Here is a 16,546-nt window from a genome sequence, read left to right as displayed (position 1 = left end):
ATGGCACGTCGCACACGCGTCCGCATCGACATGACGCCCATGGTGGACGTGGCCTTCCTGCTGCTGATCTTCTTCATGTCCACCACCCAGTTCCGGCCGCCCGAGACGGTGGCGGTGGACCTGCCGCTCTCGCAGTCGGAGATCCACGTTCCGGAGACCGGCACGATCATCCTGACCATGAACCAGACGGGGCAGGTCTTCATCTCCAGCGCGGCGGGCACCGACATCCAGGAGCTGGGGCCAGACAACATGCTGGACGCCATCGTCAACTGGCGGAGCCGCAATCCCGACGCGGTGGTGGTGGTCAAGGGCGACCGCGACGCGCCCTTCGGCGCCATGGCCGACCTCATGGACACCCTCGCCCGCGCCAAGACGCTCCGCTTCAACCTGATGACCGATCTGGCCAAGCAGCCGGCGGCCGCGCGCCACGGCGCGTCACCCGCAGACAAGGAGCGAAGCGATGGCTGACGTCTCCGCTCCCGACAGCGGCCAGTCCGGCAAGCGCGCCACCGGCGTCCTCGGCCGCGGGAAGAAGAAGCGGCCCGGCATCCGGATCGACATGACGCCCATGGTGGACGTGGCCTTCCTGCTGCTGATCTTCTTCATGGTCACCACGGTCTTCCGGCGACCCCTGGCCATGGAGGTCAACATGCCGGAGCCGGGGGCCAAGGTGGAGGTGCCGGAGTCCAACGTGATGACGGTCTACGTGGACCGCGACGAGGAACTCTTCGTCAAGCTCGGCAAGGAGGCCATCGAGCCGATCACCTGGGCCGACCTGGCGCCCACCATGCAGGCCAACGCCGCGGTCAACCCCAACCTGATCGTGCTGGTGAAGATCCACCGCGATGCGCGCTACGAGCCCATGGTCGACATGATGGACACCCTGGAAGACGCCCGCATGGAGCGCTTCAGCCTGATCCCCATGTCCGACCGCGACGTCGAGACCCTGGAGGGGACCCGATGAGCGACAGCGGCGTGCGCCACATCCCCTGGGCCTTCCGGCTCGAGCAGGCGACGAGCCTGCCGGTCACCGGCGAGCAGCACCCGCTGCGGCGGGAGCTGGCCCGCTGGCTGGGTTCGGCTGCCGCGGTCACCCTGGCGCTGGCGCTCGCCAGCTTCGGCGCCTGGTCGTGGTGGTCGCACCGCACGCCGGAAGCCGCACCGGTCGCCCGCCAGATCAAGATCGTGCGCTACACCGACCTCGGCGTGCCGCCGTCGATCGCCCGGCCCTCGGTGCCCCAGGTCAACGTCGCCGAGGAGGTGGCGAAGATCGCCGCGCCGCCGCCGGAGATCGCCGTGCCCGAGCCCGTGGCCGACGAGAAGGCCACCACCGAGACCATCGCGACGGTCACGGAGATGTCCGAGGCTCTCGAGCCCGTCGACCTCGGCGACCTCGGCGTCGGCACCGGCGAGGGCGACTCGCTGGTCGTGGACATCGACGTGGACACCTCGCCCTCGCCCGACGAGTTCATCGTCGTGGACGAGGAGCCGCAGCGCATCAGCATCGAGTCGCCGGTCTATCCCGAGATGGCCAGGGACGCGGAGGTCGAGGGCACCGTGATCGTGCGCGTGCTGGTGAGCAAGGAGGGCAAGGTCAAGGACGTGATCATCATCGACGGTCCCGAGGCCCTGCGGAAGGCCGCCGACGACTGCGCGCGTACCTCCACCTGGCGGCCGGCGCTCATCGACGGCAAGCCGGTGGAGGTGTGGGTGATGATGCCCGTGACCTTCAAGCTGAACTGAGGGCGGCCGGTCCGGCGCGGTCGACCGCACCGGAACCGCGATCGCCAGTATAGGGCCGGCCGCGCCGTGTCCCTTCGGAATATTCCATCCGCGCGAAATCTTGAGCGTCTGAGGCCGGCAATCCGATAACGGGAAGGACTGACATCAGTCCGATCAGGAGGGTTAGGCCGTCGAAACCGAATTCTTCCCTATCCGACGACACTTCCAGACAGACCTCGCCGCCCAAGGCTGACCCAACTCACCAATCAGACAGCCCTAAGCAGCCTCGCGAGAGTACCGATGATGCAGTCCGCCGAGGATCGCCCGCGACCTGATCGGCCCGACCTCTGGCGGCTCGACATCGCGCGGCTCAGGACAGTCCTTCTCCAGCCCGAGATGCGTCCAGTCGCGATAGTAGTAATCGAAGTATTCGTTTAGACAGGTCACTGACGCCGCCGGTCACACTGCTGCGGATGGACGCGGACAAGAGCTGCCTGCTCGACTAGCGGCGCTACCGGATGAGCTCCAGCCTGTGGACGACCACCGTCCCGGACTCGGGTACGCCCGTGACGACCAACCCGATGTTGCGCACGACCTGCATGTCGATCCTGCGGGCGCCGGCCTGGTTTCCGTAGAACTGCTGAAGGAGCAGCCCGTCGATGGGCAGGCGGTGGGTGATCCGGACGCCATCCCCGAAGATGGGGATCGAGGCGAAGGCTTCGCCATCATCGCCGGCAGAGGTATCGAACCTGGGCATCCAGATCGTGCCGGAACCGGCCTCGGCCAGCACGAGGTTCAGCTGCAGACCCTTGGGCACGGTCACGTCGATCAGGATACTCGCGTAGCCGTCGAGGTCGGTCGCCAACGACGGACCGTGGCCGCTGGCGTTGGCCTTGGGGCCGAAGATGTTGATCCCGGCGCCGTACTGCGTCCCCGTTTCGTACTGCAAGACGAGCTCGCCCGCGGTCATCTCCCAGGACATCTTCGCGTCGGGCGCGGTCCAGGTTTCCGCCGGACCGACCCAGTCTCCGAGGAGTCCGAGCGTGGGCGGACGCTCGGGGTGCTGGCCGGACGCGTACGAAGCCGCCATGCGCGGGCGTAGCTCGGTGGGCACGACCCGCCTGGTGGAGGCGTGCAGCGCTGGCACGCGGGCGTTGGTGGCCTTCATGGCTGCGACCATCTCGGGGTACGGATTGTTGTGGATGTCCACGATGCCGTAGTTGCCGTCCTCGCCGTCGAACCGGCCCTGCGGCGACTGGTCGGCGAACCCGAACCAGTGCGACCCGATGACGTAGGGGATGGTCGCGGTGTCGGAGACCAGCGCGGCGTAGGCCGCGGCCCGGTCGGCCTGGGTGTCGAAAATGGGTCCCACGCCGTAGGTATTCAGGTTGCCGCTGGCGTTGGCTCTGGCCCGGAAGGAGAAATCGACGTGCATGAGCGGGCGGCCGCCCAGCAGCCAGAAGCGGGCGAGGTTGTTCTCGTCGGCCTTGGGCGCGAAACGGAAATCACTGACCGAGATGACGTCGCAGTACTTGCCGGCAGCGCGGATGACCGGGTCGGGGGCATCACCGGCGAAGCGGGGTCCCAAGATCAGGACCCCGGGGAGCTCCTGGCGGACGATGCCGCAGGAAACCTCGAAGAAGCGTTCGGCGAGCATGGCGGTGAACTGCTCCCGATCGGCCGCGGCTTCCGGGGAGGTAGAGCCGTGAAGCAGCTTGACCGTCACGTCGTCCCAGGACTGGACGGGCTGGCCATAGGCCGCCGCCAGGCTCTCGACCGAGCCGTGGCGCGACTGGAGGAACTCCAGGGCGGCCTGGTGGCGCGCGTCGTCGGTGGGGAGCTCGAACGCCAGCTCCAGGAGGGTGTAGGTCGGGACGTACCGAAACCCGGTCTTGCCGAACCAGGGCATTTCGTTGTCCAGGAACACGCCGAGCAGTCCTTCTCGACCGGGCAGCTTGGCGATCGACTCCTTGACGTTCTGGAGCACGAACGACTCGAAGTCCGGCTGCAGCCGGGCGAGGCAGCGGGTGCCCTTGTGAAGCACCACGTACAGGATGGGCGTGGCGACGAAGCGCTCGTCGGTCGGCAGGACCGTGGAGCTCCACGCCCCGACCGTGTTGAATCCAAGCTTGGTGAGGAAATTGCGCACGAAGCCGGCCCACGCATTGGTGTCGCCCTCGAACTCCGTGGGCACGGGGTTGTATTAGTCCGAGCCCGGTCGCGGCATGAAAGGTTCGGGCTCGATGTTGTTGACTCCGAGGGAGTAGAAGCGGCTGCCGTCGGGCCTCTGGAACCACCATACGCCGTTGTCATCCTTCACGACCGAGTAGACGGGTGCTGCCGCGGCCGGCGCCGCGGGCGGCGGGTCGCCCGCCAGGGCGGAGCTTGGTACGTTCGTGAGGATGAAGGTAAGAAGAGCGGCCGTTCCGCTGCGCGTTCAGGCGTCCGAGTCGTTCCTGTGCCAGCGGCGGCCGGGTGCAGTACCGCACCAGGCGCTCGAGTCCGTGGCGGTCCCAGTCCGGGATGTCTACCTGGGCGTCGACCGACCAGCCGCCGGCGTGGTCGGGGGAGTCGAGGGCATGGACGGCCGCGTCGTCGAGGTGGCCTTGCCGGTGAAGCCAACGTAGGCTACGGCGCGGATCTTGGTCTGGACGGCGGCGATATCACAGGTGTCCAGTTCGGTCGCCGGGTGGAACTCCGCCCCGCCGGCACCATCGTCGCTGAACACGCCGTCGGTCACCAGCACGTGGAAGTGGACGTGACTGTTGAGGTAGCTGCCGCAGCGTCGTCTCCAGCGATCGGTTCGAGATTTGTTACAGAGAAGGCGAGTCTGGTTCGGTAGTAGTCGCGAACAGGAATAACAAACCACCTCTCCCCAACCCCAACCCCGACGGCAGAGCGTATCGCTCAGCGACGACCCCGCACCTCGTTGATCAGCTCCATCTGGATCTCCTGGATCTCCACCAGCCGCTCCCACTGGTGGGAGAGCAGATGATCGATCTTCTGGTTGAGATGACGGATTTCCAGCTCCGCCTTGAGGTTCACCTGGTAGTCGCGAATGGCGCGGTTGCGATCGCGGGATTCCTGGCGGTTCTGGCTCATCATGATCACTGGCGCCTGGATCGCGGCCAGACACGACAGGACGAGATTGAGGAGGATGAACGGGTACGGGTCGAACGGTTTGGTTGCCAGCAGGACGGCGTTGGTGACGATCCAGATCATCAGGACGAACAGGAACGACAGGATGAACTTCCAGCTGCCACCCACGGCCGCGATGTGATCCGCCACGTTCTGCCCCATCGTCATTTCCGATCGCAGTTCCGTCTCGGGATTCCGCGAGAGGATCTCCTGCTGCTCCAGGCTCTCGAGCACCTCGCGGTCGATCGAGGTCAGCTCTCCCCGCTCCTCCTCGAGCATCCAGCGGACGTACGCGAGACGGAATCGGCGTAGATCGTCCGAGCAGATCCAGCCCTCCTCCGACCAGGTTCCGGTTTCTTTCTCGATCAGCTGGGCGATCGCCGGCCGCACGAGGGCTCCAGGGCGCAGGTCGGATCGTCGATCCTTGCCGCAGACCTGGCAGACCCGAGCCGCATGGTTGCTCTGCTTGTTCATGTGCCTCCCTGGCGTTCGTGGTGAACGCCGATCCGTATCACGAGGCCGTGGTCCGGAAGATCATGCCGACGGCTGCCGTGGCGACCATGGCCAGGGCACCCCAGAACGCCACGCGGCCGGCGCCTGCAAGCACACCGGCGCCGCCGACGCGGGCCGCCACTCCGCCGAGTACGGCAAGGCTGAGCAGGGAGCCTCCAGCCACGGTGGGGATCATGTTCGCGTCCCTGGTGAGGAACGCCGTGAGCAACGGCAGGGCCGCCCCCACGGCGAACGTCGCTGCCGACGCCAACGCCGCCTGGATGGGACGCGCGCTGTGGACGGTGGTCAGTCCCAGCTCTTCCCGGGCGTGGGCCCCCAGAGCGTCGTGAGCCATGAGTTGCTCGGCCACCTGTTGCGCGAGTGCCGGGTCGAGACCGCGGCCCTCGTAGATCGCCGCCAGCTCCAGGCGTTCGAATTCCTCGTTCGTGTCGAGTTCACGCTGCTCGCGCGCGAGGTCGGCCTTCTCCGTGTCGGCCTGCGAGCTGACAGACACGTACTCGCCCGCGGCCATGGACATGGCTCCGGCCACCAGGCTTGCCGTTCCGGCGATCAGCACGTCGCCCCGCGCGGCGTGCGCGGCGGCCACGCCCACGACCAGGCTGGCCGTGGAGACGATGCCGTCGTTCGCTCCCAGGACCGCCGCCCGCAGCCAGCCGATGCGCTCGGCGTAGTGTCGTTCAGCGTGTTTCATCGGCGACGGCCCCTCTTCGACATTGGGTACAGGGCAATGGCCGGAGGCGTCGCCTCCGGGACGGATTCAGCCTGACGGTCGGCTACGGCCCCAGCCGCAGATCCAGCCCCAACCCCGGCCGCTCCGACGCTACCAGCCAACCGTCCTTGATCTCGACCATGCCGGCAGTGGGATCGTCGCGCAGGTCGAGATGGCCGTCGAGGTCGGCGTAGTGGACGTTGCGGCGGGCCAGCGCGTACTGCAGGCCCGCCGAGATGCTGAGCGCCGCCTCGTCCATGCAACCGACCATGACCTCGAGACCGGCCGCGAGCGCCACTGAGTCGATCTTCAGGGCCTGGGTGAGCCCGCCCACCTTCATGAGCTTCACGTTGATCATGTCGGCCAGGTCGCGGCGCGCGAGGCGGAAGGCGTCGCGCAGGGACATCAGGCTCTCGTCGGCCATGATGGGCAGGTGGGAGCCGGCGGTGACACGGCCGAGTTGGTCGAGCTCGTCGCGGGGCGTGGGCTGCTCGATGAGCTCGAGCTTGGCTGGCCGCGCGCGCTCGACGAAGGCCAGCGTCTGCTCCACGGTGAAACCCTGGTTGGCGTCGAAGCGCAGCTCGATGTTCGGTCCGAGCGCTTCGCGCACCTTGATGACGCGCTCGACGTCGCCGTCCATGTCGGCGCCGCCCTTGAGCTTGATGCAGCGGAAGCCCTGGGCAACGAAGTCGTTGGCCCGGGCCACGGTCTCGTCCGTCGGCAGGATCCCCACCGTCACGCTGGTGCGGATACGGGTGCGGAAGCCGCCGAACAGACGCCACAGCGGCATGCCGGCGGTGCGGCCGACGAGGTCCCAGAGGGCCATGTCCACGGCCGCCAGGGCGGCGGGGCGGTCGGCCAGGAGCGGCTGGATCTTGTCGAGAACGGCGATGGGTCGCAGTGGATCCTGGTCCTTGAGCGCCTCGGCGACCTCGCCGGCGAGCACGGCCAGCGTCTCTTCGGGCGTCTCGCCGGTGACCGGTCCGTCGGGCGCCGCACAGCCGAAGCCCACCGAGCGGCCGGTGTCGAGGCGGATGAAGATGTTGGTCGCCGTGTCCACCGTCTCGTAGGCAATGGTGTAGGGCTCGGCCAGGGACATGTCCACGCGCCAGGCCTCGACGCTCCGGATCTTCATCTCAATACCGCCGCTGGTGGATCTCGTCGAGGGAGAGACCCTTGAGGTCCTCCACGAACTCGACGAGGTTGCGGACCATCACTTCCCACATCTTCTGGCCCTTCGCCTTGGTGGCGCGGGTGGGGTCGCCCATGACGCCGCTGGGGGAGATGCGCTGGGTGTAGGCGTTCCAGCCCACCGAGCGCTGGTTGGTGAAGTCGAGGAAACGACTGGAGAAGCGCGGCACCGACGGCGCGGCGCGGTCCATGTGCACCAGTTCGGGGCGCAGGGCCAGCGAGGTGCTGGTCTCGATCTCGCCGGCGTGCACGTCGTTGTGCGTCTCGGAGAGCGCCTCGAGGTCGACGTCGCTGGTCTCGCCCGACTCCACGCAGGTGAAGATGCGGGCGTCGCGGTTGATCATCTGCGCGGCGAAGGCCAGGGCCGGACCGTTACCGCCGTGGCCGTTGATGATCACGAGCTTGGTGGCGCCACAACGCGTGGCGCCCATGCCCACGTCGTAGATGAGCTGGGCCATGGTCTCGTTGCGCACCGAGAGCGTGCCCGAGAAGTCCTCGTGATGGTACGAGACGCCGTAGGGGATGAGCGGCAGCACCAGCGGCTTGGGGTCGCTGCAGGCGGCGGCCACCTGGCGGGCGAGCCAGTCGGCGTCGTAGGCGTCCACATCCAGCGGCAGGTGGGGACCGTGCTGCTCGATGGCGCCCACGGGCAGCAGCACGATGTCGGTCTCCCGGAAGCGCTGCTCCGCCTCGGGCCAGGTCAGCTCGGCCAGCAGCCAGGGTTTCTTGCCCTTGATGGCCCGGCTGCGGGCGCGATGCTCGAAAGGCGCCGGCGTGGGGAAGTCGGGCTCGGCGAAGGGGTCGCAGGGCAGCCAGACCCGCCCGTGCCGCTTGACGGCGCCGCGGGCGTGCTGGAGGCAGAGGCGCAGCACGGGGCCGCGCAGGTCGCTGGGCATGGTGCCGAGGGGTGCATGATCCTTGTCGAATCGCAGCTGCAGCACTTCGGGGTGGGCCGGCGGCAGCGCCTCGTCGTCCTGCCAGAGTCCGCGCTCGTGGAGGAGCAAGATCATCTGTTCCACGCCGGCGCTCTCCTGCTTGACGCTGTTCGAGTGCAGCGCCGCGAGCGCTTTCTCGATCTGGGCCGAGCTGTAGCCGCAGTTCTCGGGCGCAGCGCCCAGGGCCGACAGCATGCCCACGATGCGCCGGCACTTCTCGCACTTGCCGCAGGGCAGGATACGACCGCTCTGCTCGTCCTTGTGGGCGGCGTGGCAGGAGACCTGGTGCCGCTGCAGGTCGGGATAGCGGTCGACCAGGATCTTCTCGATGAGCAGCTCCGAGCAGTGGCGCAGCACCGAGAACTGGTGCACGCGCCAGCCCTTGCGCTGGAAGTACCGGCTGAGGGCCTGGTCGAACCAGCGGCTCTGGTCGTAGAGGCCGCCGTAATGGGTGAGGCTCTTGAAGCGGACCCGGGTGCTGGTGTCGAACTCGTCGCCAATCACCAATCGGTCGATGCCCCGCTTGCGCAACAGCGGCAGGGCGCCGAAGAGGAACACGGCCACGGTCCACAGCCGGATCGGGTAGATGTCGGCGCGGACGCGGGCGAAGTCGGGGCGGATGAACGGCATCCGTCGCAGCAGCCAGGTGTAGACCCGGTCGCAGTCGGTCCAGACGCGGCCGGTACCGGGCACCGCTTCCTTGAAGTGGCGGTAGGCGTTGAGAGCTGTGAACCAGTGCCGACCCGACTCGTTGACGAAGATCGGGTGTGTCTCCACGCCGGCCTCGTCGAGGAGGCCGTAGCTCAGGAGGCTGTCCTTGCCGCCACTGGAGAGCACGCAGCAGGCGCCGCGGCCGTCACCCCACGCGGGCTGGGGCTGATCCGGCGCGGGATCGGGGAAGACCAGCCGCGGGCGCAGCGCCTCGTCGCCCTTGATCAGCGGCAGCTCCGTCGCCGCGCCCGTGACGAACGGGTTGGGCTGGAGGAACCTGTTGACGTAGATCTCGCGCGCCGTGTTGGCCGCCATGTCGGTGAGGAAGCGGCGGTCGCGCTCGTCGAACGGGCCGTGCAGCACGAGCTCGCGGCAGAACAGCGTGTAGTTGAGGGCGACCTGGGCCAGGATCATGGCGGCCAGGTTCCGGGCCGCGGGATCGGCGGGGTCGAAGACGTCTTCTTCCCAGGTGTAGCTCAGCTCCACCGACTCCGTGCCCTCGGGGCGGACCACGGTATAGGGCGCGCTGATGCGCCGCGGCTCGATGGTCGCCGGGCCCACCTCGAGGCGGTCCCAGACCAGCAATGGGGCCAGGGGATTCTTGGACGTCATGACGTGCTCCGGGCTGCAAGACGCAGCGGTTCGAGGACCTCGACGAGGCCGGCGGCGCCGTCCAGGAGGACATCGAAGGCCGGCAGGCCGGTCTCGGCGGTGATGGCCGCACAGGCGGCGGGAACCTCATCGGTCCGCATGTCCTCGTGGTTGACGGTGATCGCCACCACGGGACGGCCGGAGAGCAGCTCCACGGCCTTGATCTGGGTGGGCAGGTCGTGCATCGGGAAGCCGGGAAAGCCGTCGTACTCCTTGCGGGCCGGAGCGTGCTGCATGATCACCGCGTGTGGGCGGCCGGCGGCCAGCAGCTCGAAACCGCCGGGGTAAGCGGGGTTCATGAGGCTGCCCTGACCCTCGAGAACGATCACGTCGGCCTGGGTCTCCTGCCAGCACGACCAGGTGGCGAACTCGATCTCGCCGGCCACGAAGTCGTTGATCAGCGAGTCGAGGATGATGGCCTTGCGGGCGCCCTGTAGCCAGGCGGTCTGGCCGGTGCCCACCAGCTCGGTGCGCCGGCCGGCCTGGCGCCAGGCGTCGACCAGCAGCCAGGCGGTGGTGCGCTTGCCCACGGCCGAGTCGGTGCCCAGGACGGCCACGCGGAAGGCCTCGACCTGGTCGATGCGACCGTCGAAGAAGTGCAGGTCCGGGCGATCGGGCGTGCGGCGCACGTCGCGGATCACCGCGCCATGCTCCTTCGCCAGCACCGCGAGGCCCGGGTCTTCGGAGAGGAAATCGTGCAGGCCGCTGTCCACGTTCAGGCCGGCGCGCAGGGCGGCCGACACAACGGCGCGCGCGTCCGCTGGCAGGCGGCCGCCGTCGGGCGCCAGACCCATCACGAAGTGAGTAACACCGCCGAGCGCCAGGGCGGCCTCGAGATCGGCGACGATGGGAATACCGGCGTGGCGGTCGTCGAGGACCTCCCCGGCGTCGCGGCCGTCGTGGTTGGCGTCGATCACCGCGACGATGTCATATCGCTCGCTGCGACGCACCAGACCGTGAGCCGTTTTACCGTTGGTGGTGCCGAATGCGCCCTGGCAGAAGACCACGGCGCGTCCCTCGGACCACTGGGTCATGGCTATTTCCTTCCGGTCAGGATGGCGACGTAACGGTCGCCTGGTAGCGGTTCTTGCTGATGCTGGGCCAGCAACACGAGCAGGCCGGCGGTGGACGCCGGCAGGACATTCAGGCCTTCCTTTTCGCGGAGCATGCGGGCGCCGTCGAGCATGGCCTTGTCGGTGGCGTCGGCCGCCCAGCCGCCGGTCTTGCGGACCGCGTCGAGCGCCAGGTCGCCGTCGATGGAGTGCCAGTTGATGAGCGGCTCGTTGACCGCGGTCTCCTTGATGCGCTCGGGCGGCAGATCCTCGCATTTGGGCAGCTTCTTGCGCCAGGCTACCACGATCGGATTCTTGCCGTGGGACGAACCGCACACCAGCCGCGGGATGCGCGAGGTCTTGCCGCGCCGGTGGAGGCTGACGAAGCCGTGGTGGATGCCGGCCAGGGTGGTGCCGTTGGACACGGGCACGGCCACGGCGGCCGGCGCGTCGCGCAGCTCGTCGTAGATCTCGTAGGCAATCTCGCCGTAGGCCCTGAGCTGCAGTAGCGTATTTGCGCCGCCGGGATTGGCATCGTACAGCTCGTCGCGCCGGGCGCGCCGGCTGGAAAAGACCACGGCGTTCTCGTAGTCACCGGGCACGCGCTCGATCTCGGCGCCCAGCTCCACCATCTCCTTCTCCCGGCCGGTGTGGTAGCCGGTGGGGATGTAGATGACGCAGCGCAGGCCCGACATCTTCGCGGCCATGGCCGTGGCCACGCCGTAGTTGCCGCAGGTGGCGACGGTCATGGTGTCGTAACCGCGGCGCATGGCGTCGAGGGCCTGAGCGAAGGCGATACGGTCCTTCTGGGTGCCGCTGGGATTGCTGCCCTCGAACTTGAGGAACACCTGCCGGATACCGTGGGCACGCTCGATGTTGCGGGCCCTGGCGACGGTGGTGTCGCCGACCTCGCTCTCGAAGACATCCTCGAAGGCGGCCAGACGTTCGTCGAGTGGCCGCTCCGGGTCTGCCGCCACGTCATGCTGGCTGCCGTAGCTGTCTGTGAGGTCGATACCGGTGGAGGTTACGCCGTCGAGGAGCGTGAAGCCGGTTGCGGGGAGAGGCTTCTGCTGATCGCTCATGCACCGCTCCTTTCCTGGCCTGGTGGCCGCGCAGCGGTACGGGTGGTCCGCGTTCTCAAGATCTGGCGCGTGCGGCGGCGGAATGATAGGCGAACTGGTTCCACGGGCAAGGGGAATCGCGAGCCGGCCGCTGGACATTTTCGACAGAAGGTGTCCTGGTCATGATCGGTTCGTCCGGGCCTGGTCGCTACTGGCCTTCCAGCTGGACAGGGCGCCGCAGATGCCGGTGGGGGAACTGGTCGAACTCGACGACGGAGGGGAAACGTCATGAACACGACGGCCACGAAACGATTGCCCTCGGCGGACTGGCTGGCCTTCGGCGCGGCCATGGCGGCAATGTTCCTCAAGTACCTCGAGCCGGCCTTGATGAGCATCATCGCCCTGGTGGTCTTCCTGCCGGCGATCCTGCGCGAGATCGGCGTGTTGAAGGACGCCGACGAGTGGACGCGGGGTGTTTGACGTCGAACGAGGTGGGACACGGTCAAGCTCGCAGTTAAGGGGATAGGAATTTCAACCGCATAGTCCCGCCTCCCGACGCCCCTGAAGGTGCTCAATTAGCGTGGATTGTCCCACCGCGATCATCCAGCTTCTAATCGGGAGAGGTAAACCGGGCGCCAACACCGTAGCGCGGCCTGGTTTGAGGCCGCCGAGCGAGGTTTCGCGTCCCGGGCGAGCAGACCGGTCTGTCGCCGTCGGTCCAGGTCCCGGTCACGGCGGCACCCAGGGGCAGTCCATCGGTGCTGTCCGATGGGTTCAGTCCCAGGTGTCCTGGCCGCCGGTCTGGTCGATCTCCGGCCATACGGTCTCGCCGGCCGGCGGCGCGGCGCTCTTCGCCGTCTTCGCCGGTCGAACACGGGCGGTCGCCGGTGTCTTCGGCGTCGGGCAGCCCCATCTTCTGGCGCGCCTGCTCGAGCACCTGCAGCGTTGCTCCCGCCGGACCAGCCGAAGCGGTGACGGCCCGGCGGAGTCTGGCATTGGGTGCCAAGACGCCGCAGTAACGATGTTTGTGGACCCGCGGCGGGATCACTAGATGCGCCAATCGATCCAGCAACTCCAGCGGGGTGAGGATCAGCTCGGTGCGGCCGTCGATGGTGGGCTTGCGCAGACGGTAGACCATGTGCTCGTCGCCGATCCGCCCCAGTCGCTCCTGGGCCAGCGGCGGGCGCGCGCAGTACCGGGCCGCCACGAGGTGACTTGGTTGGGCAGGAATGATACCGGTCGGCAGTGCTCATCGGGCACCTACTTCTACGGCCTCGAAGCCGGGGCGTTCAGCGAGACGAAGAGAATGGTGCTCCTGAAATAGTCCGCGTCGCTTTTCAGTTTTCTTCATTCCGGTCGCCAGGCCCAGCGAGGTTTGGCGACCGGCTTCTTTTGGTGAAAGTCTTGCTGTGTTCTCCCTGTTTTCGTAGACACGCCTCGGGGCCGATACCGCCCGGGCGATGGTCGACTACTGCAGCGTCAGATGCACGATGGTTCCAGCCGCGCCCGCGGACCAGCCCGAGTCGGCATTCAGGATCGACGCGGTGTCCAGACGGATCGCGAATGGCGCGGTCGCTCCCCGGGGATCAGGAGGCGACCGACGCTTTAGCAGCACTTCTTTCGGCCGCTCGAACACCCGAATCGGTCACTCCACCCGATCGAGAAAACGGTTGGTCAGCGCCAGGAATTCCTCGCGGTTTTCGATGAACGGGAAGTGTCCGCATCGTTCCATGACCGTCAGTGTCGACCCGGCGATGCGCTGGTGGATGCGGCGGGCCGATTCCAGGGGAATGGGATCGTAGGCGCCGTGGAGGATCAAGGTCGGGCAGACGATGGCGCCGAGCCGATCATGGATGTCGTAGTCGGCCAGGTAGCCGCGCATCGCGCCGCTGACCCTCATCAATTGGCCGATGGTCGCGCGGTCCAGTTCCATGTGCAGGTCGGCCAGGCGGTCCGGGTTGTAGAACTTCACTTTTTCCGTGATGCGCAGGTAGTCCATGATCGCTGCCGGTTCACCGGTGGCAAAGGCTTCGGTCTGCGTGACCGCAGCCATGGCCTGCCTGTCCTCATTCGTGAGACGTTGCTCCCGGATGGCCATGCCCTGCTCATCCAGCACCGAGTTCGCCGGCGCGCTGTCGACCAGGATGAGGGATTGGACATGTTGCGGATACCGGGCCGCATACTGCATGGCCAGCAGGCCACCCCACGAGTGCCCCAGCAGGTGCATGGTTTCCAGCCCGTAGCTCTCTCGAAGCGCATCCAGGTCGGCGATGAAATTTTCCATCGTGATGGTCGCGGGATCGACATCGGCCGAAGACCGCCCCGTGCCGCGCTGGTCAAAAAAGATCACCCGGTGGTGGTCGCTCAGGGATTCCAGATGAGGCAGAAAATAGTCGTGTGGTACTCCAGGGCCGCCGTGCAGGACGACAATGGTATCGCCCTCGCCGGAGCAGCGGCAATACAGCTCCGTGTCGTTGATGGTTCGCAGTCCGACGACGACGTCGGCGGATCCAGCCTGAGCGACCGCCGCGTCGAAGGCCGCGGTACAGGTCAGACCGGCGAAAAGAAAAAGAGAGGCGAGGGTTCGTGCGCGTCTGATGTCGTGCATGGGATCTCCATTCGCAAGCCGGGTCCGCCGGGTCGACTTCATTCGTTACGAGAAGGGCCGGCGTCTCCCATCTCCGCCAACTTTTGCCGAGCATTCCCATTCCCGGGGTCCAGCTCCAGAGACCGTCGGTAGCTGCGCTTCGACGCCACATGATCGCCCAGGACCATCTGGGCCTCGCCCAGCGAGTCGTAGGTGTTCGCGCTGCCGTACAACTCTGCGTTCAAGTCGAAAACCGCCAGCGCAGCCTGGGCCTTGTCCGCGCCCAGCAATTGATAGCCCAGTCGGTTCAAGCGGGATTCGGAAACCTCCCACGCCCCGGGGTCCTCGGCGTGTGCCTGCCGGTACATGGCGATCGCGGCTTTCGAGTCGCCCTCCTGCAGCATCTCGAAGGGTGTCTTCGATTCCGGCGCCATGCGGACCGCATCGCGGACCGGCTGGTTGAAGCGGCCGATGTCGTCGGCCAGGTTGACGCGGATAGACGCGACGTTGCTGTCGGCGGGAATGGCGAAGACCAGCTCCCCGTTCCGCTCGCGGCAGACGAAGGTGTCGGCCGCAGCGCGGTAGAGGCGGTAGCCCGGCAAACCCGGCCCGGCCAGGCGCAGCGCGTCTCCATCCCGCTCCAGTTGGAAGACTCCGTCCAGACCGTACCGATAGCACCCGGTCGCGGCATTCAACTCCCGATCCGTGATCGCGAGGTTGTCGCGCTTCTCGGGCAGGAAGTCGGGCCAGTCGTAGACCGTCGCGACGGACTTCAACACCTCGCGGCAGAGGTTGACCGCGACCAGGCCGTTGGTCAGCACGACCGCGGCGTTGCCTTCGCTGCGATGCGAGGCGAAGCCGCCCACGAAGCCGGAGCCGTCTCCGATATGGCTGAAGTACACCTTGGCTCCGGCCCGGTCGTGCAGGAAGAAACCCAGGCCGTACTTGTCCGAGGCCTGGGGCTGGATCATCTGCCGGGCCAGGTCCTGCGTGAGCAGGCGATCCGACTCGCCCCGGACCGCGTTCTGGATCTCGATGACGAAGGTCGCGTAGTCGGTCGCCGTCGTCCACAGGCTGCCCGCGGCGATGTGTCCGATCCAGCGCGGGGGATCGGCGTAGACGCCGCCTTGCCGGTTGTGTCCGGCGGCCTTGTGTTCCTGCTCGTTCGGCGGCCAGGGATTGCGGAACGTGCTGTGGGTCATCCCCAGGGGAGCAAAGACGCGCGATGCGATCACCTCGTCGAACGGGGCGCCGCCCTTCTCCTCGACCAGCAGCTGCAGGATGCTGAAGCCGCTGTTCGAGTACATGAACTCCGTGCCCGGCACGCGATCGATCACCACCGGCGCGGTGCGAGCGGGCGCCTCGCCGCCCAGGATCTGCAGGAGGGTGGGGAAATCGTCGGCGGTGTAGTCCGCCCCCGGGCTGAACGGCGCACCGCCGGTGTGGTTCATCAGCAACCGGGGCGTGACCGCTGCCTGCGCGGTGAACTCGTTCTCGGGCACCTGCCAGCGCGACAACTGAGGGTTGACGTCGCCGTCCAGATCGATCAACCCATCGCGGACCAGCGACAGGACGCCCGCCGCGGTGACGCCCTTGGACATCGATCCGACGCCGAAACGGGTCTCGTCGTCGACCGGCACACCGGTCGACGCGTTGGCGACGCCATAGTGGCGGACCCAGCGCAACTGGAAGTCCTCGATCACCGCGATGCTCACACCGGGCACGTGATAGTGGGCCATGCGCTCGGCCAGCGTGTAGTCGGCCGTGCCCCGGATGATGTTCGACGATTGCAGGTGGGATTCTACGGCGGCGATCTCGTCGGCCAATTCGTCGGGAAGCGGAGTCGGGATCGCGGATGTCGGATGGAGAAGGAGCAGGAGACAGGCGGCAACGACGGTTCGTGCAGTCATGTGTCGGGACCTCCGGGATCGAATAGACGTCGATATTTGAAGAGGCACTACGATGCCGTGCGGTACCGGGTTGCACTGCACGATGTTCCTTGCTCTCACCGTCGAATGGGTTCGGATCTCCACCATCTAAACCGTGCGAAAAGAGCTCTGGGTTTGTGTGTTATAGTTGTCCCTTTGGAATATTCCATCCGAGTGTTTTCTTGCGCATCTGATGCCGACAATGCGCTAGCTGTGAAAGGCCTCAACAGCCCGAGCAGGACGGCGGGGGGATAGGAAATTCAACCGCATAGTCCCGCCTCCCGAGGCCCCTGAACGTGCTCGATTCGGGTAGATTGTACCACTGCGATCATCCAGTTTCAAATCGGG

The 16,546-nt window shown here is 67.0% G+C and carries 14 protein-coding genes and 2 pseudogenes; 4 read left to right on the top strand and 12 right to left on the bottom strand.

What is annotated here, in order from left to right; all coding sequences use genetic code 11:
* Genes IFSED24_RS14690 through IFSED24_RS14680 form a run of 3 tightly spaced genes read left to right on the top strand, consistent with a single transcriptional unit; the run spans position 1 to position 1,743 of the window.
* On the top strand, positions 1-468 hold the full coding sequence (locus IFSED24_RS14690) for an ExbD/TolR family protein (protein ID WP_491332225.1): 468 nt from the start codon (positions 1-3) through the stop codon (positions 466-468).
* Complete coding sequence (locus IFSED24_RS14685) at positions 461-964, top strand: ExbD/TolR family protein (protein WP_491332224.1); 504 nt, start codon at positions 461-463, stop codon at positions 962-964. Before IFSED24_RS14690 ends, IFSED24_RS14685 begins: the two co-directional genes overlap by 8 nt.
* Complete coding sequence (locus IFSED24_RS14680; RefSeq protein ID WP_491332223.1) at positions 961-1,743, top strand: energy transducer TonB; 783 nt, start codon at positions 961-963, stop codon at positions 1,741-1,743. The genes IFSED24_RS14685 and IFSED24_RS14680 overlap by 4 nt, the downstream gene beginning before the upstream one ends.
* Positions 1,744-2,233: 490 nt before the next feature.
* On the opposite strand, the gene IFSED24_RS14675 is transcribed toward IFSED24_RS14680, so the two are convergent.
* The 9 genes and pseudogenes from IFSED24_RS14675 to IFSED24_RS14635 form a co-directional block, all read right to left on the bottom strand.
* Positions 2,234-3,916, bottom strand: coding sequence for a hypothetical protein (locus IFSED24_RS14675; protein WP_491332222.1), 1,683 nt, complete (start codon positions 3,914-3,916; stop codon positions 2,234-2,236).
* A gap of 115 nt (positions 3,917-4,031) precedes the next feature.
* Positions 4,032-4,265 (bottom strand): annotated as a pseudogene (locus tag IFSED24_RS14670) (hypothetical protein); the annotation flags it as partial.
* Positions 4,250-4,591: a transposase gene (locus tag IFSED24_RS14665; RefSeq protein WP_491332221.1), complete on the bottom strand. Its 342-nt coding sequence runs from the start codon at positions 4,589-4,591 to the stop codon at positions 4,250-4,252. The pseudogene IFSED24_RS14670 and the gene IFSED24_RS14665, both read right to left, overlap by 16 nt.
* Positions 4,592-4,629: 38 nt before the next feature.
* Positions 4,630-5,334 (bottom strand): DUF1003 domain-containing protein, encoded by a 705-nt coding sequence (locus IFSED24_RS14660; RefSeq protein WP_491332220.1) that lies wholly within the window; start codon positions 5,332-5,334, stop codon positions 4,630-4,632.
* A 37-nt stretch (positions 5,335-5,371) separates the two neighbouring features.
* Positions 5,372-6,064: a VIT1/CCC1 transporter family protein gene (locus tag IFSED24_RS14655; RefSeq protein WP_491332219.1), complete on the bottom strand. Its 693-nt coding sequence runs from the start codon at positions 6,062-6,064 to the stop codon at positions 5,372-5,374.
* 82 nt (positions 6,065-6,146) lie between these two features.
* The gene (locus IFSED24_RS14650; protein WP_491332218.1) at positions 6,147-7,217 is read right to left on the bottom strand and encodes a mandelate racemase/muconate lactonizing enzyme family protein; all 1,071 of its coding nucleotides are present in this window, start codon (positions 7,215-7,217) and stop codon (positions 6,147-6,149) included.
* 1 nt (position 7,218) lies between these two features.
* The gene (locus tag IFSED24_RS14645; RefSeq protein ID WP_491332217.1) at positions 7,219-9,531 is read right to left on the bottom strand and encodes a creatininase family protein; all 2,313 of its coding nucleotides are present in this window, start codon (positions 9,529-9,531) and stop codon (positions 7,219-7,221) included.
* On the bottom strand, positions 9,528-10,604 hold the full coding sequence (locus IFSED24_RS14640) for an N-acetyltransferase DgcN family protein (RefSeq protein WP_491332216.1): 1,077 nt from the start codon (positions 10,602-10,604) through the stop codon (positions 9,528-9,530). The genes IFSED24_RS14645 and IFSED24_RS14640 overlap by 4 nt, the downstream gene beginning before the upstream one ends.
* Positions 10,605-10,606: 2 nt before the next feature.
* Positions 10,607-11,704, bottom strand: coding sequence for a pyridoxal-phosphate dependent enzyme (locus IFSED24_RS14635; RefSeq protein ID WP_491332215.1), 1,098 nt, complete (start codon positions 11,702-11,704; stop codon positions 10,607-10,609).
* Positions 11,705-11,971: 267 nt separating this feature from the next.
* Between IFSED24_RS14635 and IFSED24_RS14630 the strand changes: the two genes are divergently transcribed.
* Entirely contained in the window at positions 11,972-12,163 is a 192-nt protein-coding gene (locus IFSED24_RS14630) for a hypothetical protein (protein WP_491332214.1), read from the top strand.
* Positions 12,164-12,635: 472 nt separating this feature from the next.
* Here the strand turns inward: IFSED24_RS14630 and IFSED24_RS14625 are convergent.
* The 3 genes and pseudogenes from IFSED24_RS14625 to IFSED24_RS14615 form a co-directional block, all read right to left on the bottom strand.
* Positions 12,636-12,881: pseudogene (locus tag IFSED24_RS14625) on the bottom strand (transposase); the annotation flags it as partial.
* A gap of 447 nt (positions 12,882-13,328) precedes the next feature.
* A complete protein-coding gene (locus IFSED24_RS14620) occupies positions 13,329-14,291 on the bottom strand; it encodes a proline iminopeptidase-family hydrolase (RefSeq protein WP_491332213.1) in 963 nt (320 codons plus the stop codon).
* Between the two features lie 38 nt (positions 14,292-14,329).
* Positions 14,330-16,180 (bottom strand): serine hydrolase domain-containing protein, encoded by a 1,851-nt coding sequence (locus IFSED24_RS14615; protein WP_491332212.1) that lies wholly within the window; start codon positions 16,178-16,180, stop codon positions 14,330-14,332.
* Between the last annotated feature and the right edge of the window lie 366 nt (positions 16,181-16,546).

The organism is Candidatus Latescibacter sp. IFSED24, from assembly GCF_058273205.1.
The sequence above is the reverse complement of the archived record's forward strand: the minus strand, read 5'-3'. Positions and strand labels throughout refer to the sequence as shown.

Bases quoted from the DNA above. Each gene is read 5' to 3' on its own strand.
- IFSED24_RS14650 (WP_491332218.1), bottom strand. From the start codon at position 7,217: ATGAAGATCCGGAGCGTCGAGGCCTGGCGCGTGGACATGTCCCTGGCC.
- IFSED24_RS14640 (WP_491332216.1), bottom strand. From the start codon at position 10,604: ATGACCCAGTGGTCCGAGGGACGCGCCGTGGTCTTCTGCCAGGGCGCA.
- IFSED24_RS14685 (WP_491332224.1), top strand. From the start codon at position 461: ATGGCTGACGTCTCCGCTCCCGACAGCGGCCAGTCCGGCAAGCGCGCC.
- IFSED24_RS14635 (WP_491332215.1), bottom strand. From the start codon at position 11,704: ATGAGCGATCAGCAGAAGCCTCTCCCCGCAACCGGCTTCACGCTCCTC.
- IFSED24_RS14620 (WP_491332213.1), bottom strand. From the start codon at position 14,291: ATGCACGACATCAGACGCGCACGAACCCTCGCCTCTCTTTTTCTTTTC.
- IFSED24_RS14690 (WP_491332225.1), top strand. From the start codon at position 1: ATGGCACGTCGCACACGCGTCCGCATCGACATGACGCCCATGGTGGAC.
- IFSED24_RS14630 (WP_491332214.1), top strand. From the start codon at position 11,972: ATGAACACGACGGCCACGAAACGATTGCCCTCGGCGGACTGGCTGGCC.
- IFSED24_RS14655 (WP_491332219.1), bottom strand. From the start codon at position 6,064: ATGAAACACGCTGAACGACACTACGCCGAGCGCATCGGCTGGCTGCGG.
- IFSED24_RS14615 (WP_491332212.1), bottom strand. From the start codon at position 16,180: ATGACTGCACGAACCGTCGTTGCCGCCTGTCTCCTGCTCCTTCTCCAT.
- IFSED24_RS14680 (WP_491332223.1), top strand. From the start codon at position 961: ATGAGCGACAGCGGCGTGCGCCACATCCCCTGGGCCTTCCGGCTCGAG.
- IFSED24_RS14660 (WP_491332220.1), bottom strand. From the start codon at position 5,334: ATGAACAAGCAGAGCAACCATGCGGCTCGGGTCTGCCAGGTCTGCGGC.
- IFSED24_RS14645 (WP_491332217.1), bottom strand. From the start codon at position 9,531: ATGACGTCCAAGAATCCCCTGGCCCCATTGCTGGTCTGGGACCGCCTC.